Source organism: Streptomyces sp. NPDC047453 (assembly GCF_040643155.1).
Lineage (GTDB): Bacteria > Actinomycetota > Actinomycetes > Streptomycetales > Streptomycetaceae > Streptomyces.
Window position 1 is genome coordinate 1 of sequence record NZ_JBEYTS010000037.1, and the last position, 23462, is coordinate 23462.

Annotated in this window: 22 protein-coding genes; 6 read left to right on the forward strand and 16 right to left on the reverse strand. The window is 71.7% G+C overall.

All coding sequences use genetic code 11. From position 1 onward, the window contains the following. Window positions 1–75: 75 nt before the first annotated feature. The 3 genes from ABZ818_RS27055 to ABZ818_RS27065 form a co-directional block, all read right to left on the reverse strand. On the reverse strand, window positions 76–1008 hold the full coding sequence (locus tag ABZ818_RS27055) for an SGNH/GDSL hydrolase family protein (RefSeq protein ID WP_361419770.1): 933 nt from the start codon (window positions 1006–1008) through the stop codon (window positions 76–78). A 178-nt stretch (window positions 1009–1186) separates the two neighbouring features. Then, window positions 1187–3067 (reverse strand): sensor histidine kinase, encoded by a 1881-nt coding sequence (locus ABZ818_RS27060; RefSeq protein ID WP_361419773.1) that lies wholly within the window; start codon window positions 3065–3067, stop codon window positions 1187–1189. Then, window positions 3064–3738, reverse strand: a complete 675-nt coding sequence (locus ABZ818_RS27065; RefSeq protein WP_361419776.1) for a response regulator transcription factor — start codon at window positions 3736–3738, stop codon at window positions 3064–3066. Before ABZ818_RS27065 ends, ABZ818_RS27060 begins: the two co-directional genes overlap by 4 nt. Before the next feature lie 176 nt (window positions 3739–3914). Here ABZ818_RS27065 and ABZ818_RS27070 point away from each other — a divergent pair, with 176 nt between their 5' ends. Then, on the forward strand, window positions 3915–4322 hold the full coding sequence (locus tag ABZ818_RS27070; protein ID WP_361419779.1) for a hypothetical protein: 408 nt from the start codon (window positions 3915–3917) through the stop codon (window positions 4320–4322). Between the two features lie 202 nt (window positions 4323–4524). Here the strand turns inward: ABZ818_RS27070 and ABZ818_RS27075 are convergent, their stop codons facing one another. The 12 genes from ABZ818_RS27075 to ABZ818_RS27130 form a co-directional block, all read right to left on the reverse strand. Next, complete coding sequence (locus tag ABZ818_RS27075) at window positions 4525–5304, reverse strand: enoyl-CoA hydratase/isomerase family protein (RefSeq protein WP_361419782.1); 780 nt, start codon at window positions 5302–5304, stop codon at window positions 4525–4527. A 5-nt stretch (window positions 5305–5309) separates the two neighbouring features. After that, window positions 5310–6557: a cytochrome P450 gene (locus tag ABZ818_RS27080; RefSeq protein ID WP_361419784.1), complete on the reverse strand. Its 1248-nt coding sequence runs from the start codon at window positions 6555–6557 to the stop codon at window positions 5310–5312. Between the two features lie 89 nt (window positions 6558–6646). After that, the gene (locus ABZ818_RS27085; protein WP_361419787.1) at window positions 6647–8005 is read right to left on the reverse strand and encodes a cytochrome P450; all 1359 of its coding nucleotides are present in this window, start codon (window positions 8003–8005) and stop codon (window positions 6647–6649) included. Between the two features lie 13 nt (window positions 8006–8018). After that, on the reverse strand, window positions 8019–8579 hold the full coding sequence (locus ABZ818_RS27090; RefSeq protein ID WP_361419790.1) for an ATP/GTP-binding protein: 561 nt from the start codon (window positions 8577–8579) through the stop codon (window positions 8019–8021). Window positions 8580–8582: 3 nt separating this feature from the next. Next, complete coding sequence (locus tag ABZ818_RS27095) at window positions 8583–8960, reverse strand: DUF742 domain-containing protein (protein WP_141367239.1); 378 nt, start codon at window positions 8958–8960, stop codon at window positions 8583–8585. Then, a complete protein-coding gene (locus ABZ818_RS27100; RefSeq protein ID WP_361419793.1) occupies window positions 8957–9802 on the reverse strand; it encodes a roadblock/LC7 domain-containing protein in 846 nt (281 codons plus the stop codon). The genes ABZ818_RS27095 and ABZ818_RS27100 overlap by 4 nt, the downstream gene beginning before the upstream one ends. Beyond that, entirely contained in the window at window positions 9799–11001 is a 1203-nt protein-coding gene (locus ABZ818_RS27105) for an ATP-binding protein (protein WP_361419796.1), read from the reverse strand. Before ABZ818_RS27105 ends, ABZ818_RS27100 begins: the two co-directional genes overlap by 4 nt. A gap of 293 nt (window positions 11002–11294) precedes the next feature. Continuing rightward, window positions 11295–12077 (reverse strand): hypothetical protein, encoded by a 783-nt coding sequence (locus ABZ818_RS27110; protein ID WP_361419942.1) that lies wholly within the window; start codon window positions 12075–12077, stop codon window positions 11295–11297. Between the two features lie 642 nt (window positions 12078–12719). After that, window positions 12720–12998: a hypothetical protein gene (locus tag ABZ818_RS27115; protein WP_361419799.1), complete on the reverse strand. Its 279-nt coding sequence runs from the start codon at window positions 12996–12998 to the stop codon at window positions 12720–12722. Further along, window positions 12995–13363: a hypothetical protein gene (locus ABZ818_RS27120; RefSeq protein ID WP_361419802.1), complete on the reverse strand. Its 369-nt coding sequence runs from the start codon at window positions 13361–13363 to the stop codon at window positions 12995–12997. Before ABZ818_RS27120 ends, ABZ818_RS27115 begins: the two co-directional genes overlap by 4 nt. A 227-nt stretch (window positions 13364–13590) precedes the next feature. Continuing rightward, window positions 13591–15069: a glutamate-cysteine ligase family protein gene (locus ABZ818_RS27125; protein ID WP_361419805.1), complete on the reverse strand. Its 1479-nt coding sequence runs from the start codon at window positions 15067–15069 to the stop codon at window positions 13591–13593. A gap of 133 nt (window positions 15070–15202) precedes the next feature. After that, on the reverse strand, window positions 15203–16567 hold the full coding sequence (locus ABZ818_RS27130) for an aminotransferase class V-fold PLP-dependent enzyme (RefSeq protein ID WP_361419808.1): 1365 nt from the start codon (window positions 16565–16567) through the stop codon (window positions 15203–15205). Window positions 16568–16739: 172 nt separating this feature from the next. On the opposite strand from ABZ818_RS27130, the gene ABZ818_RS27135 reads away from it, so the two are divergent. Beyond that, on the forward strand, window positions 16740–17219 hold the full coding sequence (locus ABZ818_RS27135) for a MarR family transcriptional regulator (RefSeq protein ID WP_361419811.1): 480 nt from the start codon (window positions 16740–16742) through the stop codon (window positions 17217–17219). Between the two features lie 99 nt (window positions 17220–17318). Here the strand turns inward: ABZ818_RS27135 and ABZ818_RS27140 are convergent, their stop codons facing one another. After that, window positions 17319–18566 carry an FAD-dependent oxidoreductase gene (locus ABZ818_RS27140; protein WP_361419814.1) on the reverse strand — a complete coding sequence of 416 codons (1248 nt, stop codon included), beginning with the start codon at window positions 18564–18566 and terminating at the stop codon, window positions 17319–17321. 955 nt (window positions 18567–19521) lie between these two features. Here ABZ818_RS27140 and ABZ818_RS27145 point away from each other — a divergent pair. The 4 genes from ABZ818_RS27145 to ABZ818_RS27160 all read left to right on the forward strand — a co-directional run bounded on the left by ABZ818_RS27145 (window position 19522) and on the right by ABZ818_RS27160 (window position 23439). After that, window positions 19522–20337, forward strand: coding sequence for a hypothetical protein (locus tag ABZ818_RS27145; protein ID WP_361419817.1), 816 nt, complete (start codon window positions 19522–19524; stop codon window positions 20335–20337). 137 nt (window positions 20338–20474) lie between these two features. Then, the gene (locus tag ABZ818_RS27150; protein ID WP_361419820.1) at window positions 20475–21347 is read left to right on the forward strand and encodes a class F sortase; all 873 of its coding nucleotides are present in this window, start codon (window positions 20475–20477) and stop codon (window positions 21345–21347) included. Between the two features lie 113 nt (window positions 21348–21460). Next, window positions 21461–22735 carry a GNAT family N-acetyltransferase gene (locus ABZ818_RS27155; protein WP_361419823.1) on the forward strand — a complete coding sequence of 425 codons (1275 nt, stop codon included), beginning with the start codon at window positions 21461–21463 and terminating at the stop codon, window positions 22733–22735. Between the two features lie 80 nt (window positions 22736–22815). Next, window positions 22816–23439, forward strand: a complete 624-nt coding sequence (locus ABZ818_RS27160) for a hypothetical protein (protein ID WP_361419827.1) — start codon at window positions 22816–22818, stop codon at window positions 23437–23439. The last annotated feature ends 23 nt before the right edge of the window (window positions 23440–23462 follow it).

Genomic DNA, 23462 nt, shown 5'->3' on the forward strand with positions numbered 1-23462 from the left:
CAACTGAACAAGGGTGCGTCGTCGAGGGGGGGGGGGGGCGCCCGGGGCCCGCCGCACACCGCAGCCTGCCGTGACTCAGTTCCGCCCGTGCTGCTTGCCCAGCACGTCCAGCACCGCGCGTGCCATGGCCTCCTCGCCCCGGGCGTTGGGGTGGGCCGGGGCCGCGGGCGAGGCCGGCTGCAAGGGTTCGATCCAGCGGTCCGCCGGGGCCTTGCACATGTCGTGGCCGACCGTGGGCCGGTAGGTGTCGACGTACTCCGCGTGGTTCCACGTGGCCACCAGGCGGAGCATCGTGTTCAGCCGTTTCTCGGTGTCCCGCAGATAGGGGAAGTCCTGCGAGGCGAACGGCACCGAGGGGAAGCAGCCGCTGCCGTCGTCGGGCAGCAGGTCCGGGTAGCCGACGACGAGCACCCGGGCGTGCGGCGCCCTGGCGTGCACGGCCCGCAGCACGCGGTCCACCTCCGGTGCCGTCCGCGCGATGTCGAGCGTCAGCCGGTCGATGCCGGACGAGGCGTAGTGGCGCCGGCAGGGGTCCCCGGTCGGCTGCTGGGAGCCGAGTTGGGCGCAGGTGGCGATGATGGAGCCGAACCCGACGTCGTTGCCGCCGATCTGGACCGTCACCAGGTCCGTGTCCTTGCGCAGGGCGTTGAGCTGGGCGTCGTTGGAGCCCTGCGGCTTCCACATCTCCTCGGTCGTCGCCCCGCCGCAGCTCACGTCCTTGAACGAGGCGACGTTCCGCTCAGCCGCAACGAGTGACGGGTAATTACTGTCTGAGCGCCCGCAGTTGGCGTCGACCTGCCGTGGGATTCCGGGACCGGAGGTGTAGGAGTCCCCGAGCGACACATAGTGCGCGGCGCGGCCGGACCCCGCACCGGACCGGGCGCCGTGCGCCGAAGCGGGCGCCGTGGAAGCGGCGACGAGGGCGCATCCGCCGAGCGCCGCCCCCACCGCGGCCGGCCACCGCCGGCGTCTCGCCGGCACCGCACCCGAATGTTCCTGATAGATCATCAGTTCTCCCCCCTGGGCCGGGACATCGCACGCCGTCGGCACCGGGGCGCCGCCGTCGCACGTTCGACTGGGCTTGTATACCGCTCGGTAAGTCCCCGGGGCCAGGGGTGTGAAGCGGTGGCGGTGTTCTCGCGGCGGCGGCCGGGGACGAGGGTTGTGCCGTGCGCGGCGGACGGCGTCACGCCGGGATGGACAGGGGAAGTTCGGCGGTGATCGTGGCGCCCTCGGGTGTGGTGCGGACGGTCAGGGTGCCGCCGATCTGCTCGACGCGCTCGTGCATGGACTGGATGCCGACGCCGGGTGTCCACGGCTCGGTGCAGCGGCCGGAGTCCGCGACCGTCACCCGCAGGTGGGTGGTGCCGCGCAGGTCCAGGGTGAGCGTGGCGGCGGTGACGGCGGCGTGCCGGGCGATGTTGGTGACGGCCTCCACCGCCACCCGATAGGCGGTGACCTCGACGGCCGCGGGCAGTTGCGGCAATTGCTCCGGGGCGTCGACCGTCACCGTGAGGGGACGGCCGTCGGCGACCCGCAGCGGGGCGGTGCGCTGGCGGATGGCCTCGACGAGGCCGAGTTCGTCGAGGGCGCGGGGGCGCAGCCCGTAGACGATCCGGCGGATCTCGGTGATCGTGTCGCTCACGTCGGCGCGCAGCGCGCGCAGCGTCTCGACCGCGTGCTCGGGGTCGGTGGCGATGAGGTTGACGACCGCGTCCGCCGTGTAGGCGATGCCGGTCAGGGTGGGGCCGAGACCGTCGTGCAGATCGCGGCGCATGCGGCGCCGCTCCTCCTCCAGCGCGGTCACCGTGCGGCCCCTGGACAGGCGCAGTTGCTCGCTGAGCCGGGCCGCGTGCAGGGCCTGTGCGAGCGGGGCCGCGACCAGGTCGACCACCGCGGCGGCCGCGCGGGGCAGCCGCAGATGTCCCGGCGGCAGACCGACCACGAGATCGCCCACCTTCTCACCGTCCGCGCGCAGGGCGGAGACCTGGACGTGGTCCGCGCCGACGGTGCCCGCGGTGGCGACCACGCTGTCCTCCTGGCGCAGTTCGATGCCGGGCACGCCGAGCGTGGTGCGCAGGGTGTGCAGCCACAGCGGAGGCGGGGCGCCGGCGGTCAGGTCCGTGCCGAGCCGGGTCAGCGTCTCCACCGGGTCGGCCGACCGGCCGAACAGCATCTCGTCCATGACCGCCTCGACATGACGCCGCACCGGCTGGTACCCGGCGGCGATCCCCGCCGCCAGCAGGGGCGGTACGCCCTTGCCCGGCCGGGTGCCCACGGCCAGCTCCCACACGGCGGCGATGCCCTCGTACACCGCGGCACTCAACGCGAGCATGACGATGAGGACGGCGGCGCCGCGCATCACCACCCGGACGTCCACCGCGCGGGGCGCGACCAGCGCCACGGTGATGGCGCCAGGCAGCAGCAGGGACGCCGCGCCGACCGCCGCCACGGTGGTCGGGAAGCCCAGCGTGAGGGAGTTGTCCACCGCGAACAGCAGCATCCCGGCCAGCGTCGTCGCGGCGGCGCCCAGCACCAGCCACAGCACGCGGCGCCGGTCGTCGCCGGAGGTGAGCTCGAACAGCACCCAGGTGCCGGCGCACATCGCGGTCCCGGAGGCCACCCCGGCCGCGATCAGCGCCGGCTCGCCGCCCGTCACCGAGGCGGCCGCGCAGCCCGCCCCGCAGACGGCGATCGAAGCCTCCGCCCAGCGCAGCGTCCGCGACACCGGCCGCACCTCGACGACGCGCAGCGCGGCCAGCGGCAGGGTGACCGTGGAGGCCAGCACCACCAGGATGACGGCGAGGTCCGGGGCACCGGCCGCGGCCAGGAGCGGTGCGCCGAGCAGCGCCGCCGCGGACAGGGTGAGCAGCCTGGAGGCGGCCGAGGCCCCGCGCCGGGCGGTGACCAGGACGTGCGACGCCGTCAGCCCGAGGCCGACGATGACGGCCCACAGGACCCACCGCTCGGACGGGGACGGCGGCGCCCACCACAGAGAGGCGACCGACGCACCGGCGATCGGCGCGAGGGCCGCACATCGCAGAGCGGTCCGCAGGCGCGCGGTCATGAGGCGGGGCCGGACGCGTGGTCGCCCAGTCCCCGCTCGCGGGCGAGCAGGATGGCCTCGGTCCGGCCGCTCACCCCCAGTTTGGCGAAGATGGCGGACAGGTGGTTCGCGACGGTCTTGACTGCCAGTTCCAACTCGGCCGCGACACGGGCGTTGCCGTGGCCGCGTGCCACCCGGTCGAGGATCTCGCGTTCCCGGGCAGTCAGTTCGGGGAAGGGGTCGGCCGGCCGGGGCGGCGGTCCGACCTGGCCGAGCAGACGGGCCGCCACGCCCGGCGCGATGACGAACTGGCCGGTCGCCACGGACCGGATGGTGGTCAGGATCTCCTCCTGCTGGGCCCCCTTGAGGAGATAGCCGCGGGCCCCGGCACGCAGCGCCGACAGCACCGTCTCGTCGTCCTCGTACATGGTGACGACGAGCACGGCGACGTCGGGCAGCAGCGCGGTCAGCCGCCGGGTGGCCTCCACCCCGTCCATCGACGGCATCCGGATGTCCATCACCACCACGTCGGGACGGCTCAACTGCGCCTCGCGCAACGCCTCCTCGCCCGTGGCGGCCTCCGCCACCACGTCCACCCCGGCCAACGAGGTCAGCAGCGTGCTCATGCCGCGCCGCACTACGGGATGGTCGTCGGCGATGAGCACCCGGATGGGACGGGCCGCGGAGGTCATGTCCCGATAATGGCGGAGACCGGTTCCCGGCGGGGAGGCTCTTCTCCCGGGACGTACGGGAAATCCTCCCTGCCGGCGGGGACGGACCACCGATGCGCTCCGGACCGCCGCTGCCGCATGCTCACCGCACCGGGTCGCCGCACCGGCGTCCCCGACTCCCGGACACAGGAGCCCAGATGAGCCAGACCAGCCGCACGGAAACCGCCCTCGGCCTCACCCGCAAGAACAAGGTGGGCCTCGTCCTCGCGGGCCTCCTGGGCCTGCTCGACATGACCAACTTCTTCACCCTCCCGGAGCCCGGCTCGGACACCCAGGGCCCGCCGATGGCCGTCGCCATCGCCGATGGCGTGCTCGGTGTGATCACGGTGCTCGCGGTCGTCTACACCTGGCGCACGCTGAACCGGACCGGCTCCCGCGTCGTGGCGGCCTCCCGGATCCTGTCGGTGGTCTCGGCCCTCCCGGCGTTCTTCGTCAGCGGCGTCCCGGCCGCGGTGGTCGCCCTGGTCGCCGTGTTCACGATCCTCAGCGTCGTCGTCATCGCCCTCGTCCTGACCCGCCCGGCCCCGGAGGCCGGAACCGCCTGACCGGCTACGGGAGCACGGCGTGCCGCTCGGGCGCCGGGGACGCATCCGCCACCGCAGGGGAGCGGCGGATGCGTCCTCGTGCGTCGTCCCGGCCCGGTCCGGCCTGCCCTCGTCCTGGCCCGCCTGCCGTCGTCACGGACGCCGAAAACGCCGTACGCGCCCGACGCCAGGGGGCGTCGGGCGCGTACGGACGGAAGTGCGGTCAGCGCTGGGACACGGCCCGACCCTGGTTGAGCTGTGCGGTGAGGAGATGGGCGTCGAGCAGCGCGACGTCGGCGGTACGGTCGGCCCGCGCGTAGCCGGCGAGCATGCGCTTGGTGAGGGTGAGGGCTTCCGGCGCGCGCCGGACGAGGGGCCTGATCCAGGCGTCGACGGCCGCGTCCAGCTCCTCCACGGGCGCGACCTTGTGCAGGAGACCGAGCCGGTGGGCGGTGGCCGCGTCGAACGGTTCGCAGGTGAGCATGAGTTCGCGGATCCTGGCGGACCCGCCCTCGGCGACCAGGCGGCCCATGGCGCCTCCCCAGGCGGGGGGCAGTCCGAGGGCGATCTCCGGCATACGGAACCGGCAGGTGTCCGCCCCCGCGCGCAGGTCGCAGAAGGAGGCGAGTGCCAGGCCCGCGCCCACGACCCTGCCGTGGAGTCTGGCGATGGTCACCGCGTGCGAGTTCTCCAGGGCGTCGCACACGCGGTAGGCCTTGTCCACGATGCGGCGCATGGCGCCGCCGGTCGGGTCTTCCGCCAGTGCCGCCTGGAACTCGTCGCGGTCGGCGCCGAGGCAGAAGTCGTCGCCCTCCGCGGACAGCAGCAGCACCCGGATGTCGGGCCGTTCATGGAGGCTGTTGAGCAGGGAGACGAGGTCGTCGAGAGCCGCGACGGTCAGCGAGCTGTCCTGCGCCGCGGGGTTGAGCCGGACCCGGAGGACAGGTCCGTCCTGCTCGACGTGTATCGCCTTGTAGGGGAAGGTGTCGAGGGTATTGGTCATTTCGATCATATGAGAGCGACATCCAGGTTCAGCGGGCGCCGGAAGGCAACGCGCGGCGCCCACGTCGGACGGCGCACGAGGGTGAGCCGCGGGAAGCGCCTGACCAGGTGGTGCAGGAGGGTCTGGGCCTCCAGCCGGGCCAGGGGCGCGCCGAGGCAGTAGTGAATGCCGCCGCTGAAGGCCAGGTGCGCCGGTTTGCGGTGCAGGTTGAACAGCTCGGGGTCCTCGTGCTTGGCGGGGTCGCGGTTGGCCGCCCCCACCATGAGGTGGACCATCTCGTCCTTGCGCACCTCGACGCCGCCCAGCTCGGTGTCCCTGGAGGAGACACGGCTGATCACATGGGTGGGCGGGTCGTAGCGCAACGACTCCTCCACGGCGGCCGGCACGAGGTCGGGGTGGATGGTGAGCCGGTCCCACTGCCGGGGGTGTTCGAGGAGCAGCAGGGTCATGGTCGACAACAGGGTGGACGTCGTCTCCAGGGCGGCCAGCAGCACGAACAGGGCCAGGAAGTAGACGGCCTCGTCCGCCTTGTCCTGGTCGCTCTCCATGGCGTCCCAGAGGGTGATCCAGCGTGATACGGGGTCGTCGCCCGGGTGGGCTCGCCGCTCGCGCACCAGCTCCAGGAAGTAGGCGCGCAGCTCGGCCGTGGCCGCGTCGGACAGCGCCAGTTGACTGGACGAGGGCAGCAACTCCTGGGTGAAGACCTGGTCGTGGGTCAGTTCGCGCAGCCGGGGGAAGTCGGCGCTCGGCAGGCCCAGCCAGTGCCCGATGGTGGCGACCGGCAGCTCCTCGCTGACCAGGGCGTTGAAATCGGCCTCCCCGTCACGTAGCCGAACGGCGAGGGAGTCCATGAGCCGGCCCGTGATACGGCCGACCGTGCCACGGATCTCCTCCAGGGAGGTGCGGTCGAACATGCCGGCCGACCGGCGCACCCAGGTGTGTTCGGGGGGATTGAGGGCGGGCAGCGTCCTGCTCATCTCACGAGAGGAGGGGGCGGTCCACCGGGTGCCGTCCCCCTGCTGTTCTCGCCAGCGGGAGTCGGGCTCCAGCCAGTCGCGGTTGCGCAGGACCTGATCGCACAGATCGAAGCGCGTGACGAGATGACCTCCCCAGGGCGCTGCGATGACTCCGCCCCTCGACCGAAGCTCCGCGTAGATCGGAAAGGGGTTGGCCTGGCCCTTCGCTGTCCGTAGACGAGAGAAGAGCGAGACCGCAAAACGTCTGTCGGGGGGCGGAGTTACCGCTGTCTCCACGACGGCTCCTTTCTAGGTATCAGCCGCCATGCATACCCCAACGGTGGCTTAAACATACGAGATGACTATGCGCGTTGGGGTTGCCTTCGTCACTCCCCTCGGGTCCATGCCAGGAAGCGGCTGAACATGCCCGCCTTGGGCTTGGCCGGGGACGTCGCCGCAGGCCTGGGCGCCGCGGAGGAGGCCATCGGGGCGCTGGGGGCGGCCGCCTGCTGCGTCTGCGCGGGCGTCGGCGCCACGACCCGGGGCGTGAACCGGACCGGGAGCGTCACCAGCGAACGGCTCCACGGCGCCGGGACCCAGCTCAAGTCCTTGAAGGGCACGCGCACTTCGACGTCGGGCAGCCGGTTGAGGAGGGACTCGACGGCGGTGACGGCGATCATGAACGCGGGGTCCTTGGCCGGACAGGCGTGCGGGCCGGCCCCGAAGGCCAGATGCGCCTTCGCGCTGAGCTGCTCACGGTGCTCGGCCAGCCGGGGATCGGTGTTGGCCGCCGCGAAGGAGATGAGGACCGGGTCGTTGGCCTTGAGCGTCCTGCCGCCCAACTCCACGTCGTGGGTCGGGTAGTGGGCCGCGTAGTTGGCGATCGGCGCGTAGTTCCACAGGACCTGGGTGACGGCGTCCTCGATCGGCAGGCCGGCTTGCCACCCCTCGTCGAGGATCAGCGCGCTGCTCGTGCCGATGGCCGCCGCCAGGGGAGCGGTGCCCCCGGAGAGCAGGGTCACCAGCTGGTGCAGCACCTCCTCGTCGGTCAGCCCCGCCGGGTGCTCCATCAGACGGGTGGTCAGGTCCTGCCCGGGACGGCGCCGCTTGAGGGCGATCAGCTCCCCGAGCGCCTCGCCCAGCACCTGGTCGGCGTTGGGGGTGCCGTCGAAGATGCCGCTGATGCCGACGATGACGCGGTCGCCGATCTCCGGCGGGCAGCCGAACAGATCGCTGAAGACCAGCAGCGGCAGCGGCTGGGCGTAGTCGGCCATCAACTCGGCCTGGCCCATGCGGTCGGTGCTGAACCGGCTGATCAGGTAGTCGGCGGACTGCTGGGTCTGCCGCACCAGTTGGAGCTCGTTGACGCTGGCCAGACTGTCCGTGACCGCCTGGCGCAGCCGGGCGTGCGCCGCGCCGTCACTGAACAGCGCGTTGGGCCGGTACCCCAGCATCGGCAGCGCCGGGCTGTCCTCGGGGACACGTCCCTGGTTCAGCGCGTTCCAGCGCCGGGAGTCCCGGACGAACGAGGCGGGGTTCTGGAGGATGTACAGAGCGGCGTCGTAGCTGGTGACCAGCTCGACCTGGACGTCAGGGGCGACGTCGACCGGCGCGCTCGGGCCGAGGGTGCGCAGGTACTCGTAGTGGCTGTCGGGATCGGAGCCGAACTGGGGGCCGTAGACCGGGACGTTGGCGTGGGCGGGGCAGCCAGGAGGTGGCCCCTGTATGCCGGGACGCTGCTGCATGAGCGGGTGGCTCCTAAGAAATGAGGGACAGGAGGTGGTGCACGAGGGTGATGAGGGCCTGCGCCGCCGAGTTCTGGTCCCGTACGTCACAGGCGACGACGGGGGTCTCCGCGGACAGGTTCAGGGCCTCGCGCACCTCCGTGAGCGGGTAGTTGGTGGTGCCTTCGAAGCGGTTGACGCCGATGGCGTAGGTCAGGCCGAAGCGCTCGACCAGGTCGAGGACCGGGAAGGACTCGGAGAGCCGCTCTGGGTCGACCAGCACCAGGGCGCCGAGCGCGCCCCGGGACAGCTCTTCCCACATCTCTTTGAACCGTTCCTGACCAGGCGTTCCGAAGAGGTAGAGCACCACCTCGTCGCTGATGGTCAGGCGGCCGAAGTCCATGGCGACCGTCGTGGTCGTCTTGTCCGGAGTTCCCGACAGGTCGTCAAATCCCACACTCGCTTCGGTGATCTCCTCTTCGGTCCGCAAAGGCTCGATCTCGGAGATACTTCCGATGCACGTGGTCTTCCCGACGCCGAAGTGGCCCACCACAAGGATCTTGACCGCGGTGGAGACGGCTGAATCCAGGTACACGTATCACGCTCCGAATCGGGCTTTGAGGCCATCGAGTACCGCGCTGAGGATTTCTCGATCGACACGTTCGGCGCGGGGGACGGGCTTCCTCGTGATGACGAGGCCGCCCTCTTCCAACTCCGCCAGAAGAATCCGGACGATCCCCAGCGGCAGGTGCGTATGGCCGGCCACTTCGGCGACGGACAGAAAGCCGTCCGTGACCATCTCCAGAACCTGGCCCGCCTCCGGGGAAAGCATGAGGCCGGCGGCGGAGGCACCGTCCTCCGCGGACACCAGCGTCGTGCGCTCGTAGGCGTGGTCCGGGGGCAGGGAACGCCCGTTCGTGACCACGAACAGTGGCACTAATGCCGAGGTCAGCTCGAGATCGGGCTCATCGTTCACTTGCTGCTCACCGCCCCCTGTGGTGACAGATGCGCGCTCAGCCGGGGCACCACCTGGTGCAGCCGGGTCGTGAACTCCTCGATGTCGGCGTCGTGGTCGGCCGCCGCGGCCAGGAAGGCGCGGTGACCGGCCGAGATCAGGAAGATCCAGCCGTGCTGGAACTCGATGACCGTCTGCCGCCACCGGGCGTGCTCGTGCACACCGGCGAACTGCGAGGTGGCGCGGCTGTAGGCGTGGATGCCCGTCATCGCCGCCGAGATCGTGTCCGCCAGGTCCTGGCTCATTCCCGTGGTGGCACCGCGGGGCAGACCGTCGGCGCCCAGCAGCACCGCGTGGCGGGCGCCGCGCACCTCGCCGACCGCCTCGTCGAGGTCGGCGATCGGGACGCCGGTTCCCCGCCTGGCGCCCAGCTGGCCCCCGGCACGGTCGGAACGCTCGGTCGCGGCCTCCGCGTTGACCCTGGGGGGCGAGGTGAGGTTGTTGCCGAGCCGGGCGACGAGCCGGTGCATGCGGAAGGAGATCTGCTGCATGTCGACGTCGGGCGCCGCGGCCGCGGCGAGGTAGGCACCCTGCCCCGCCCCGATCAGGAAGATCCAGCCGTGGGAGAACTCGATGATCGTCTGGTTCCACTGCCGGTCCTCGCCGGGACCGGCGAAGTGGGAGGTCGCCCGGCTCAGTGCCTGCATCCCCGCCATGGCCGCGGATATGGTGCGCACGTCCTTCTCCGACATGCCGTCGGTCGCGCCGCGGGGGAGACCGTCTGCGGACAGCAGAACAGCGTGCCGCGCCTTCGGCACGTTGCTCACGATGTCCTCGAGCATCCACGACAGGTCGTTGGTCATGCGTTATCGGACCCTTCGAACGGAGCCGCGGAGAGGTTCCGGCCCGAGAGCGTGCCGCGCTGGAAAGCTCCCAGGCTTCGGCCGGCGCGGCCGGCCTCGTCCGGCGGCGCAACGGGCTGTGCCGAGTCGTCGCGCTCGGGCGTGCTGTCGGGAACGGCGTCGGGAACACTGGCGATGGGCACCTGGCGCGCCCCCCGCTTGGGCAGACCGTGCGCGGTGCGCGGACCGGACTCGGACCGGCCCGTCGCGCTGCGGATCGGGCTGACCTGGGAGACCTCGGTCGGGGCTGTCTCCTCCTCGGTCCACAGCTCCTCCGGCAGCAGCACGACCGCCCGGACGCCGCCGTAGCGGGAGACGCCGGTGACGTCCACCCGGAACCCGTACTGCTGGGCGAGCAGGCCGATGACGGGGAAGCCGAACTTCGGCTGGTTGCCCAGCTGGGACAGTCGGGGGCGGAGCTCGCCGGACAGCAGGGTGGACGCCTTCTGCCGGTCCTCGTCGTTCATGCCGACACCGGCGTCGTCGATGACGATGCACAGGTTCTTCTGCACCCGCTGGAAGGTCACCTCGATCGGCGAACCCTGCTGGGAGAAACTGGCGGCGTTGTCGAGGAGTTCCGCGACGGCGAGAGCGACCGGGGAAACAGCGGACGCCTTCAGCGCGAAACCGGTCTGCTGCATGATTTCGACGCGGCGGAAGTTGCGAATCTGTCCCTGCGCGCTGCGCACCACGTCATAAACACTGGCGGGCTTACTGCGGCGACCCAGGGGCGCACCGCACATCACCGCAATACCCTGAGCCTTTCGCGCCATTTGCGCATTGGCGTGGTTCACTTCCAGCAGATCCGCCAGTACGGCGTGGCCGCCGTACTTCCGCTGAATCTCCTCGAGGAGTGCCAACTGTTCGGCCGCAAGGCTCTGCAGAAAGCGTGCCGAGCCCTTGAGAACGGCCTTGGTGCTCTCCTCGGCCCCCTCTTCGGCTTCCTGGATGGTCTGGTCGTGCTCGGCCTTGTGACGCTGCAATTCATGCCACACCGTGGCAAGTTGTCCCTCGGCCTCGCTCAGCTTCTGTGTGTAGGCAGCCTCGGCCTGGCTCTTTTTCGTCGTGATGGCATTATTTCGACGATAGAGCACCAGGGCCGCGGCGACGGCGAGCACCACCGCGGCAACCAGGCACCAAACAAGTGCGTCTCGAATCATGGAAACCTTTCCTGGCGTTTAGCCTGCAGCCGACGGTGGGTGGCGCCTCGTGGGAGTCCGCGGCGCAACCGCTCAGAGCGACCCGACCGCTGTTGCGTTGAGAACAGGCCGACCTCAATGCAGTGCCCGAGCCGAGTGGACCAAGGTCACAGACGCGGGGATGCTATCACTGACTTAGGGCACCCTCCGCAACTCCGCGAGAGCAAGTGCCCTGCACCGTTCGCCACTTGGCCGCGTCCTGATATGCGCGGTGTTGCCTTCTCGCAGCCGGGACGTTAACCGTTGTGTGTTCGCTACATAAGGCGGATTGCGGGATATCTACGATTTATACGGTCAAGTCCCCACGCCCAGCGTGGATCTGACGGCCCGTCGCGGGCCCGGCGCACCACACGCTCACAAGCCCGCACCGCTTTTTTCACAGACGACGCTGCCCACGCCCGCGGGTCATTACGCAGGGACGCCTCTCGGGTGTTCAACGGTTCCCCTCGTGCGACACGGTCAGCGGGCCGAAGGCGATCCGGGTGCGCGCGCCGCTCGGTGATGTACGGGTCGTACAGCAGCACCTCGAAGTCGTGCGGGCGCAGCAGTTCGATGGCCCGGCGGCCGACGAGCGAGGCCGACACGATGCCCACGGTGCGGCCGCAGTTGCCGACGCGGACCGGGGTGCGCAGCGAGTCGCCGTGGGTGCGGCGGGCGCGGAACTCGCGGGCGCGTTCCCGCACTTGCTTCCCGGTGAGCAGGATCATGCCGAGCGTGAACGCGACCACCGGCACGGCGTTGGCGGCCGCGGCGGAGGACGCCTCGATGCCCCGCTCCCAGCAGGCCTCGGTGACATGGCTTCGTACGCTGCCCGCCGTGTGTACGACGGCCCGCAGCCGGGGCGCCGCGGTCAGCGCGGCCGCGTCCAGGGGCGGGCGGCCCCAGCCGGTGACCAGAAGGTCCACGTCGGCGAACACGGAGCGGACCCGCGCGGTGGCGAGGTCGTCGAGCACGGGCGGGGGCGCGAGGTCGCAGATCGCGTGGAGCGCGTCGAGCGCCGCGGCGTCGAGGACCGCCGCGGCGGCGTCCGCCGGCATCGCCGGCGCGGCCCGGGGCCGGAAGCCGGGGCCCGGTCCCTCGCCAATCACCCGGCGGCTCCCGCGGCCGGGGCGCCGCGCCAGGGGCGCGTGTGTCGCGGGAAGCCGAGGACGGGCGGGGGCACGGCGAGTTGAAAGTCCATGATCACCACCGGGTAGGATGCGGACGGAAACGGGCGGAGCCGTTCCACGTCTACCGGACGAGGCTCGCCGGATACAGGTGCTCCTCGGCCAGCGTGACGACCGAGGCGCGGGATCCGCACCGCGGTCCACGGCGATTCACGTGTCGTGGGGGACACCATCCGGCTCGCGCATGGGACGTCGGGCGTCATCCGCCCGCACCTGTCCGGGCCGTCGCCTCCTGCTGGGCCGGAGTGCCGCTCACGGCGTTGGGGCGCAGGCCGATGTCAGTGGCTCCGACTGTCCACGCGGGATCCGCCCCCGGTTCACGGCGGCTCACGTGTCATGGCGGACTCCATCCGGCTCGCACACAGGACGCCGGGCGTCATCCGCCCGCACCTGTCCGGGTGATCGCCTCCTGCTTGGCCGCGGTGCCGCTCACCGCGGCCGGCCTGTCGTGGTGTTCGGGGGCAGGCCGGCGTCAGTGGCTCCGACTGTCCGCGCGGGCACCGGCGTTGGCGGTCATGTGCGGCTGTCGCATGGGCGTCGCGAGGGGTACCCGGCCGCGATCCACCGGCGCACCACGGCCCGCGGCAGGTGCCCGTCGGCCGCGATGACGTCCTCGGGTATGCCGGAGGACCAGGCGGCCAGCGCCGCCCTGTGCAGTGCGGCGGCGCGGACGCCGAGGCCGGCCCGGTACGCGGCCGCGGAGCCGCGGGCGAGCTTCGGGGCGTCCTCGGCCAGTTGCCGGGCCGCCCGGCGGACGGCGCGGCGGGCGCGCAGCGGGTCGAGGTCGCTCATGCCGTCACCACCTTCCGCTCCGCGCCGAGGGGCGCGTCGTCCGGATGCCGGCGCAGGTCCCGGACACCGCACTCCAGGGCCGGCCGTGCGACGAGCTGCTCCAGCCCGCGCGCCTGATCGCCGGCCAGGTAGGCGGCGGCCCGCACGGCCGTGGTCTCACCGTCGTCACGCCGCGGCCGCAGTCCGGTCGCGGCCACTCCGCCGCCGGTGCCGCGGACGCCGCCGCCCCCACGCGGGATGAACCCGTCGCCGAGGATGCCGATGCCGGAGAGGACGCAGGAGGCGACCCGGGTGGGGCCGCCGGAGTCGCAGTCGGGGTCGGCCACGAGCCGGAGAGCGAGGTCGAATGTGGTCGGGTTCGCCATGGAACCTCCCCTCGCCCCGCACGAGCGGGGCAGGACGAGGGCACGGCAGCCGCCGGCGGCGCGGGGCCGAGGGCTACCGGATGCCCGAGGAGTTGGGGGACACGGGAACGCGGGGCCGGGGACGGCCCGGACTACTACTGGAGTCCATGTCTCTCACCTCCTCGATGCCGGCGGCGGACCTCCACCATACTTGCACAGCAACGCAACTACATACCCGGCCGGCCCCGTCAGTCGACCGGCCACGTATGGCCCGGTGCGTTGAGGTGCATGTAGTCGACGTACTGCTGCGTCATGCGCCGCAGCGCCTCGTGCCGGCCGCAGTGGGTGGTGGCGTCGATGTGGTGGAACATCTCCTTCTGCCAGATCGCCCCGTTGCGGCCGGTGACGCACCGCTGCTCGATGATGCCGAGCAGCGGCTCGCGCCAGGCGTCGTCCATGCCGGACTGCTCCAGCCCCCGGTGGGCCAGCGGCAGCAGCCGCCGCAGCACGAGTTCGGGCACCGGCACCTCACCCATCCCGGGCCAGTACAGCCGTGCCTCCATGCCGTGCCGCGCCGCCGTGTGCAGGTTCTCCTCGGCGGCGGAGAAGGACATCCGCGACCACACCGGCCGGTCCTCCTCCACCAGGGCGCGGGTGAGCCCGTAGTAGAAGGCGCCGTTGGCGAGCGTGTCGGCGACGGTCGGGCCGGCGGGCAGCACCCGGTTCTCCACCCGCACGTGCGGCTTGTCGTGGTCGATGGCGTAGACGGGCCGGTTCCAGCGGTAGATGGTGCCGTTGTGCAGGGTGAGCTCGGCCAGTTCCGGGATGTCGCCGCGGTCCAGCGTCTCCGCGGGGTCCTGCTCGTCGCACAGCGGCAGCAGCGCCGGGAAGTAGCGCAGGTTCTCCTCGAAGAGGTCGAAGACGCTGTTGATCCACCGCTCGCCGAACCACACCCGGGGCCGTACCCCCTGCACTTTGATCTCCTCCGGGCGGGTGTCGGTGGCTTGCTCGAACAGCGGGATACGGGTCTCGTGCCACAGTTCCTTGCCGAACAGGAACGGCGAATTGGCCGCCAGCGCGACCTGGACCCCGGCGATCGCCTGCGCCGCGTTCCAGTAGCCGGCGAACTCCTCCGGGGAGACCTGGAGGTGGAACTGAGTACTGGTGCACGCGGCCTCGGGAGTGATCGTGTCGGCGTAGGTCCGCAGCCGGTCCACGCCGTCCACCTCGATGTGCAGGTCCTCGCCCCGGGCCGCGAAAACCTGGTCGTTGAGGAGCCGGTAGCGCGGATTCTCCGACAGCGCCGCCTCGCCGACGTCCTCCTGTCGCAGCGTGGGCAGGATGCCGATCATGATCAGATGCGCGCCGACCGAACTGGCACGATCCTCCGCGTGGTTCAGCGCGGCGCGGATCTCGGACTCCCAGTCGTCCGGGCCGCCCTCGGTCAGCCGGCGGGGCGGGATGTTGATCTCGAGGTTGAACCGGCCGAGCTCCGTCGCCCAGGCGGGGTCCGCGATCGCCTCCAACACGTCGCTGTTGCGCATCGCGGGCTCCGCCCCGTCGTCGCCCAGGTTCAGCTCGATCTCCAGCCCCACCTGGGGCCGCTCGGACTCGAACCTTGACTCGCGCAGCATCTGCGCGAACGCGTCGAGGCACTTCTGCATCTTGATCCGGTACCGGCGGCGGTCCTCGCGGGTGAAGACCAGCGCCGGGACGTCACGTCCCATCGGCCCTCCCGGAACCCCCTCCTCGGACACCTCACCTCCCCAGCGTCGCATCACCGGGCGACCCTGACCAGGCGAGGGCGGGAGGGCGCGCGCTCCGCACGGGGCGCGGGCCCGTTGCGGCCGCTCCGGGCGGTCACCGCGACCGGGCGAGCCGCTCCACCCGGGCGTGGACGTGTTCCACGTGGTGCTCGGTCTCCGGTTTCATCAGGACGCTGCGCAGGACGCGGGCGCCGTCGGCGTCCGCCGTGACCTTCGGGTGACGGACCGTGAACGCCTCGCGGCCGGCCCTCAGCGTGCTCAGGTACACGGGGTCGGGGCCGGTCATGCCGTCGTCGAGGATGCGCGCGGAGGCGGTGTCGACGGCGCTCAGCGTGGCCGGCTCCACCGCCGGGAAGTAGGTGACGATGTCCAATTCGGGCCCCTGGTAAAGCTCCAGGGCCTCGGACGCGTCGATCAGGTCCGCCCACCTCAGCGCGGCCCGGCGGCCGGCTGCCAGGACGGCGCCCAGACCGTCGGGCGTGGGCGGGAGAAGCCGGAACGTGAGCCACAGGGCGGCCGCCGAGGCGCCGGCGCGTGAGCACTCCAGGCTGATCTCGCCGAGGTGCAGTTCGGCGGAGGTGAAGTAGGTGTACGGGGAGTCGTGCAGGTAGAAGCGTCCCACCTCCGGGTCGCGGAAGAGGACGGCACCGCAGCCGTAGGGCTGGAGTCCGTGCTTGTGCGGGTCGACGACGATCGAGTCGCACCCGGCGATCGCCCGCCACGGCTCGGGCGGCAGCCCCGCGTCACCGCCGGCGCCTGTGAGCAAGGTGAAGAAGCCGCCGTACGCGGCGTCGACGTGGACGCGGACGCCGTGGCGCCGCGCGAGGGGTACGGCGTCGTGGATCGGGTCGACGGCCCCGAGCCCGGTGGTGCCCGCCGTGACGACCACCGTGCCCACCCGGCCCGTCCGCAGCAGGTCCTCCAGCGCACCGAGGTCCATACGGCCCCGGTCGTCGGTGGGGACGGCGTGGCCCTCCATGCCCAGGACGCGGCACATGCGGCCGTGGGTGTAATGGGCGTCCTCGCTGTAGGCGACGCCCCGCCCGGGGTGGAGTTCCCGGGCGACGTAGAGGGCTTCGAGGTTGGCGATCGTGCCGCTGGTGGTGAGGTGGCCGAGATGGGTGTCGTAGCCGAACATCGCGGCGAGTTGCGCGACGGCCTCCCGCTCCATGCGGGCGGTGGCCGGACCGCCGTCCAGGGCGTGGTTGTTGGGGTTGATCAGCATGGCGGTGAGGTATCCGGCCACGGCCGCGGGGTGCGGGGGCTTGAGCATCTGGCCCACGTAGGACGGGTGGAAGAAGGGGTAGTTGTCCTTCAGCCGGCCGGTGAACTCCTCGAAGGCGGCGGCGAACCGGTCGTCGTCGACCTGGAGCGACGGGTGCGGCTGGTAGGGGGCGAAGGTGTCGGCCCACTCCTGTATCGCCTGGGTGGCTCGGCCGAGCCAGTGCTGCAGGTCCACTGCTCTCCCTCTCTTCGGCCCTCGTGCGGACCCGGCCACCATAGAACTTCGCTGACTGCTCAGCAATTGATTGCTCAGTAATTGAGGTTTCGGTAGGTGAGTCAGCAGTAAACTGGGCGGGACAGGACCGCGCGGGGCCGAAGTGGGAGAGGACATCAGGCAGGTGGAGGACATGACCCGGCAGGACGACGAGGCCGCCCGTGCCGCGAACAGTCCGCTCGTGCACGACTTCGGGCTGCTGATCAAGGCCGCCACCCGCCTGGAACAGCGGATCGACACCGCTCTGCGCCATGAGTGCGGGATCGGCCACACGATGTTCGAGGTCCTCATACGGCTCTGCCGGCAGCCGGACGAGGAGGTCTCGCAGCGTGTGCTCGCCACCGACCTCACCCTCACCAGTGGCGGCATCACCCGCCTGGTGGACCGCATGGAGGAGGCCGGCCTGGTCCGGCGCGTGCCGTCCCCCGGGGACCGCAGAAGCGTCCTGGTGGAGCCGACGGAGCAGGGCCGTGCCGTCTTCCTCCGGGCCGCGGCCGTGCACGCGGACGTCGTCGAGCGCTACTTCGTCACACCGGTGGCGGGCGACGACTACGCTCGGCTGACCGGCTCGCTGCGGGAGATCCACCAGGCCCTGCGCGACGAGACCGGCTGAGAGGCTCCGCCCCGAATCCATCGGTGTCGGTCTGGCCGCGCCACCGTCGGACCTTACGGCCTTCGGGTCTTCGGGTCTCCGGGTCTCCGGGCTTCGGTCTTACGTCCGCCGGAGCCGGCGGACGGCGCTCTCCGGTGGGCGCTCGCGCAGTGCGCCGTAGGCGAGGAAGTACGCGGGCAGCCGCTGGACCAGCCGGGATCCGGTGAGCAGGCCGGCGGTGCGCCGGGCCCGGTCGGCGCTGCCGAGGGGTTGCCGCCCCCGCAGGACGGGCGCGATGAACCCGGCGTGGGCCGCCCGTTGCAGCGCCTGCGTCATGACGGTGGTGGGACGGCGGCGGCGCTGTACGGCGCGTACGTCGCGCAGGCCCACGGTCCCTCGGCGCAGCGGCCCGACCAGGTGCCGGGCGGCGGCGACGGCGTCCTCCACGGCGAGGTTGATGCCGATGCCGAAGACCGGGGACATCGCGTGCGCGGCGTCGCCGATGCACAGCAGCCCCGGGCGGTGCCAGCGGCGCAGCCGGTCCAGCCGCACGTCCAGGAGCTTGACCTCGTCCCAGGAGCGCAGGGTGTGTGTGCGGTCCGCGGCCCAGGGCACCGCGGCGGCGAAGTCGGCCAGGAAGCGGTCGAGGCCGGCGGCGCGGCGCTCGGCGTCGGTGCCCTTGGGAATGAGCGCGGCGCACTGCCAGTACGACCCGCGGTCGATCATCGCGGTCAGGAAGCGGTCGCCCGCGCCGCCGACCAGTCCGCTCGGGTCGCCCTCGTGCCGCGGCAGCCGGAACCACCAGGCGTCCATCGGGCAGTCGAAGCGGCGCAGCCCCAGTTCCGGCCGCGAGCGGGCCAGGGAGCCGCGGCCGTCGCAGGCGACCGTGAGAGCCGCGCGCAGTTCACCGGTGCGGCCGTCGGAGGTGCGGTAGCGCACCCCGGTGACCCGTCCGCGCTCGATCAGGAAGGAGGTCGCCTCGGTGTTCATGCGCACGTCGAAGGACGGCTCGCGCCGGGCCTCGTCCACGAGGAGGTCGAGCAGGTCCCACTGGGGCACCATCGCGACGTAGTTGTACGGGCCGGGAAGCGCCGCGAGGTCCGCGACCGTCACCATCGACCGGCCGGGCCCGGCGGGCAGTTGGACGGTGCGCACCCGGCGCTGGGGCAGCCGCGCGAAGCGCTCGGCCAAGCCCAGCTCGTCCAGCAACGCCAAGGTCGAGGGGTGCACGGTGTCGCCGCGGAAGTCCCGCAGGAAGTCGCCGTGCTGTTCCAGCACGGTCACGGGGACGCCCGACCGGGCCAGCAGCAGGGCGAACACCATGCCCGCGGGACCGCCCCCCACCACACAGCACGTGGTCCGCTCCATCACGGCCCCGCCTCTCAGGAGAGCATTAATTCATCGGATGATGAAAATTATACCCCCCCGACGGGCGGGCACACCCTCCTGAGCGGCCCGGAGGCCGGTCCGCGGCGTGGGCCAGTGCCGATCAGTGTCGGTCGGCGCCGGTCAGTGCGCTGGTCAGTGCTCATCAGTGCCGGTCAGTGCTGGTCAGTGCTGGTCAGTGCTGGTCAGGAGGAGGCGCTGACTCTCGCCTGACGGTAGTGGCCGGCGGTGCCGAGAACCTGTTCGCCGGTGGCGGCGACCTGGCCCAGCAGGTCCGAATCGCTGACCGCCGTGGGGTCGGCGACGATGTCAACTCGTACGACGCACTGGGGGGAGTTGATCGCACCGGTGACCCATCTGTGCGGGCATGCCCACGACTTCGGGGATGCTTCGGCGCACGCCGCACGCCGCACGCCGCACGCCGCACGACATCCGGGCGCCGGCTCCGTCGCCGCCGTTGTGCCGAACGCGTGACGTGCGTACCGCGGTGCGCGACCCGTCGCGTCTTTGTGTGGTTTCATCATTCTTTATGCCTTCTTTGCGTATTCGGTGAGCGGGTTTACTAAAGACGGACGGCTGTTCGACGCTGAGAACGGGCTGTCACCGATCGGCTGTGGGCCATATGGATGGCCGGCATGGGCCGCTTACCCCCGCACGGCTTCGTTCGGCCCGCGGGCGTCCCGCGGATGACTCCGGGGAGCGGGAGACCGGCCCGGACAACGGGAATCGGCCCTTCCTGACCGAGGAAGGGAGAGCACCGCGGCCAAGGCCGCCCTCGTTCCCCCGCTCGGACGTACGGAGAGGGTGTCAGTAGTCCGAATGCGACGCTCAGGTGGTGGGGCGTCAGGATTCCGCTGAAGGTGATCACGTCGCGGCTGCGATTCCCGATTGAGTGGGCGTTGGGCCGGCTCTCGCAGTCGTGACGGAAGGAACACCCATGCGTATCACCCGTACTCTGTTCACCTCCGCGGCCCTGGCCGCGGCTGTGGCGTTCTCCGCCCCTGCTGCGAGCGCGGTGACCCTGACCGCGCTCCCCTCCTCGCAGCAGCAGGCCGTCAAGGCTGACAGCTCCCGCGGCGGGGACTCCGACGACAACGACAGTGACGAGGGCCAGAAGGGCGAGGGCCGCGGCGACGACGAAGGCCGCGGTGGCCGTGACAACGACGACCAGGGCCGCGACCACGGCGACAAGGGCGGCAAGGGCCGTGACAACGGCGGCGAGGACCGTGGCGAGGGTCGCAAGGACCGGCCGCGCGGTGGCGTGCACGCCGGTGGCGGAGCCCTGGCCCTGTTGAAGGCCGACGGCGACCGTGGTGGTCGTGACGAGGACGAGCGCGGTGACCGCGACGAGGGTCGCGAGGGCCGCGAAAAGGGCGGCAAGAGCCATGGCGAGGGTTGCGACGACGAGTGCGGTAAGGGCCACAAGGGCCACAAGGGCAAGCCGCAAGGTGGCGTGCACGCCGGTGGCGGAGCCCTGGCCCTGTTGAAGGCCGACGGCGACGAGGACGAGCGCGGTGACGGCGACGAGGGTCGCGAGGGCCGTGACAACGGTGGCGAGGACCGTGGCGAGGGCCGTGGTGAGAGCCGCGATGAGGGCCAGCCGCGCGGTGGCGTGCACGCCGGCGGTGGCGGGCTGGCCCAGTCCTCCAACACCCTGGGCCTCGGGGCAGGGGCCGCGCTGCTGCTCGGCGGCCTGGGCGCCGGTGCGTACATGCTCCGCCGCCGTCAGGCGTCGGACCCCTCCGCGGCCTGATCGGGCCGTTCTTGCTTGTCGCTGGGCTGCCGCGGTCCGCGTCACCTCCCCAGGAGGGCAGCGCGGGCCGCGGCAGCGGCGGCCGACCCCAACCGTCGCCCGCGGCCAGTACCACCTCTTGACGAAAGGCACCGTCCATGGCTTCTCAGCAGCCGCCCCAGACGGAGCAGCGCGGGATCAAGCCCGCCAAGCGTCGTTTCCGGCTCCGCCTGCTGTGGCCCGCGGCAGCGGTCGGGCTGGGCATCGCTCTCATTCACAACTCCCTGGTCGCGGCGCCCGTGGCGCACCCCACGCACACGAACGGTCCGGCGGCGATCACCTCCCTGGCTCCCTTGTCGCCGGAGCCGAGCGTCGACACCAGGACCGGCACGAAGGCCGACCCCAGGACCGGTACGAAGGCCGACCCCAGGACGGGCACGACGACCGACTCCACAACCCACCCCGGGACGGGCACGACGACCGACCCCAGGACGGGCACGACGACCGACTCCACAACCCACCCCAGAACCGGCACCAAGTCCGGTACCAAGTCCGGCAAGGCGCTGCCCCGCTCGGCACCGACGCGGATCTCGATCCCGGACATCGGGGTGGACGCGCCGTTCACCAAACTGTCCGTCAACGCCTCGGGCCAACTGAACCCGCCGCCGGCCGAGAACACCAACCTGGTCGGATGGTTCAAGGGCGGGCCGTCGCCCGGCGAGCGCGGAGCCTCGGTCGTCGTCGGTCATCTGGACACCAAGACCGGTCCCGCGGTCTTCGCCGAGCTGGGCTCGCTCGAACCCGGAGCCGTCGTGAACATCACCCGCGCGGACGGCACCGTCGCCCGCTTCAAGGTCGACTCCATCGACGCCTTCAGCAAGGCGCACTTCCCCGACGACAGGGTCTACGCGGACACCGCGACTCCCCAGCTGCGGCTGATCACCTGCGGCGGGAAGTTCGACCGCGCCAAGGGGGGCTACCAGGAGAACGTGGTCGTGTTCGCCCACCTCGCCTCGAGCTCGCGAAGCTGACGAACCGGGAAGGGTGCGTACCAGTGCGTGTCGCACCCGCCCCGGCCTGCCTGGCTCGCCGCCCGGCGCACCAGCGGAGACAATGGACTGCCGGGAGCGGTGAGGTGGTTGCGATGCCCGCATGGCACCTGCGCGACTATCGCGACGACGATCTTGACCAGGCGATCCTGATCTGGGAGGAGAGCCGGCAGACCAGCGAGGATCCGGTCTTCCCGGTCTCGGAGGTGATGGCCGAGGCCCGGGCCGGACAGAACGCCGTGGTCGCCGTCGTGGGCGACGAACTGGTGGGCATGGCCGCGGCACGGGCGGGCGGCCAGCGAGGATGGGTCCTCCTGGTGGCGCTCGCCGCCCGGTGGCGTCAGCGCGGCATCGGCAGCGCCCTCGTCACCGAACTGGAACGGCGCCTGAGGGCACTGGGCGTGCGTCGTATCAGCGCCCTGCTGCCGCCCGGCGCCGCCGGAACCGCGGCCCTGGAACACTGCGGCTACCGGCTCCGGGACGACCTGGTCTACTACGAGAAACTCGAACCGCAGGGACCCTCCAACGCCGGCGCCCTCACGGAGCTGGGCGGGCGCATGCTTCCCGAGGGGCTCTGGGACGCCATGGCCGGCATGGAACGGGAGAAGCAGGTCGTCGAACGGCGTGTCGTGCTCCCCCTGGCGGAGCCGACGCTCGCCGACCGCTACGGCGTCGTCCCGCCGAAAGGGGTCATCCTCTTCGGCCCGCCCGGCACCGGGAAGACCAGTTTCGCCAAGGCGGTGGCCTCGCGGCTCGGCTGGCCGTTCGTGGAACTCTTCCCGTCCCGGCTCGCCGCCGACACGAGCGAGGGGCTGGCGGCGGCGCTGCGGGAGGTGTTCGCCGATCTGGCGGAACTGGACACGGTGCTGCTCTTCATCGACGAGGTCGAGGAGATCGCCGGTGTGCGATCCGGTATGGCGGTGGACCCGGGGCACGGGGTGACCAACGAGCTGCTGAAGCTCATCCCCGGCTTCCGCGAGCACGACTCCCGGCTGCTGGCCTGCGCCACGAACTCGGTGCGTTCCCTCGACCCGGCGTTCCTGCGGCCGGGCCGGTTCGACTACGTCATCCCGATCGGACCCCCCGACGCGACGGCCCGCTCGGCGATCTGGGACCGCTATCTCCGGGCCGCCGACTCGGTGGACGTGGCACAACTGGTGGCCGCCAGCGAGCTGTTCACCCCGGCCGACATCGAGTTCGCCGCCCGCAAGGGCGCGCAGGCGGCGTTCGAACGCGAAGTCACGCATCGGCAGGGCCGTCCGGCCACCACCGAGGACTACCTCGACGCCATCGCCGACACCCGGCCCACGCTCACCGCGCAGGCGATCGAGGAGTTCAGCGAGGACATCGAGAAGTACAGTCGCCTCTGAGACGGGCGACGATGCCGGGCCGACGTCGACGACGAAGCCGGCGTGCCGGCGGTGACGCCGCGGTCGGGCGGGAGGCAGGTGTGGCGAAGTCACGCAACAGGGCGGCGCGGCGCCGCAGGGCCGCGGCCGGTGGCGCGAGCGGCTACCGCGCGCCCGGCGCCCCGGGGGGTGCCGGATGGGGCATCGGCACGGACCGGCAGCGGACCCTGCGGAAACTGGCCGATCGAGCGGACGCGTCCCCGGCCGCCCCGCTGCGGCGGCTCGTGTGGTGGTGCGGGTCCGTCGTGTTCCTGACCGGCATCGTGCTGCTGGGCACGGTGGCGGCCTCCGCGGTGGGATGGGCGGGCACCCCGGGTATGTTCACGGCCCGCGAGTGCCATCGGGAGGAGGGCGGCAGGGGAGGCAAGAGCAGGGCCTGCTCCGGGTCGTTCGTCGCCGAGGACGGAAGCCTCGTCGACACGGCCGCGGTCCTGCACTGGGCGGAGGGCGAGGCGGGAGGACGGATCCGGGTCCGCACCCTGATCCTCGGCGGCTACCAGAGGGAGAGCGCGCTCGACGCGGCACTGGTCGCCGTCCTCATCGCGCTCCTCGCCGCCCCGGCGATCGGCTGCGCCTTCGCCGGCCTGTCCCGCCACAGCCAGGACCGCCTCGCCGCCCGACTGCCCGGCCGGGCCTTCAAGTCCTATGTGAGATGGAGGTCCTGACGGCGCGGGACCGTCGTCCCGGC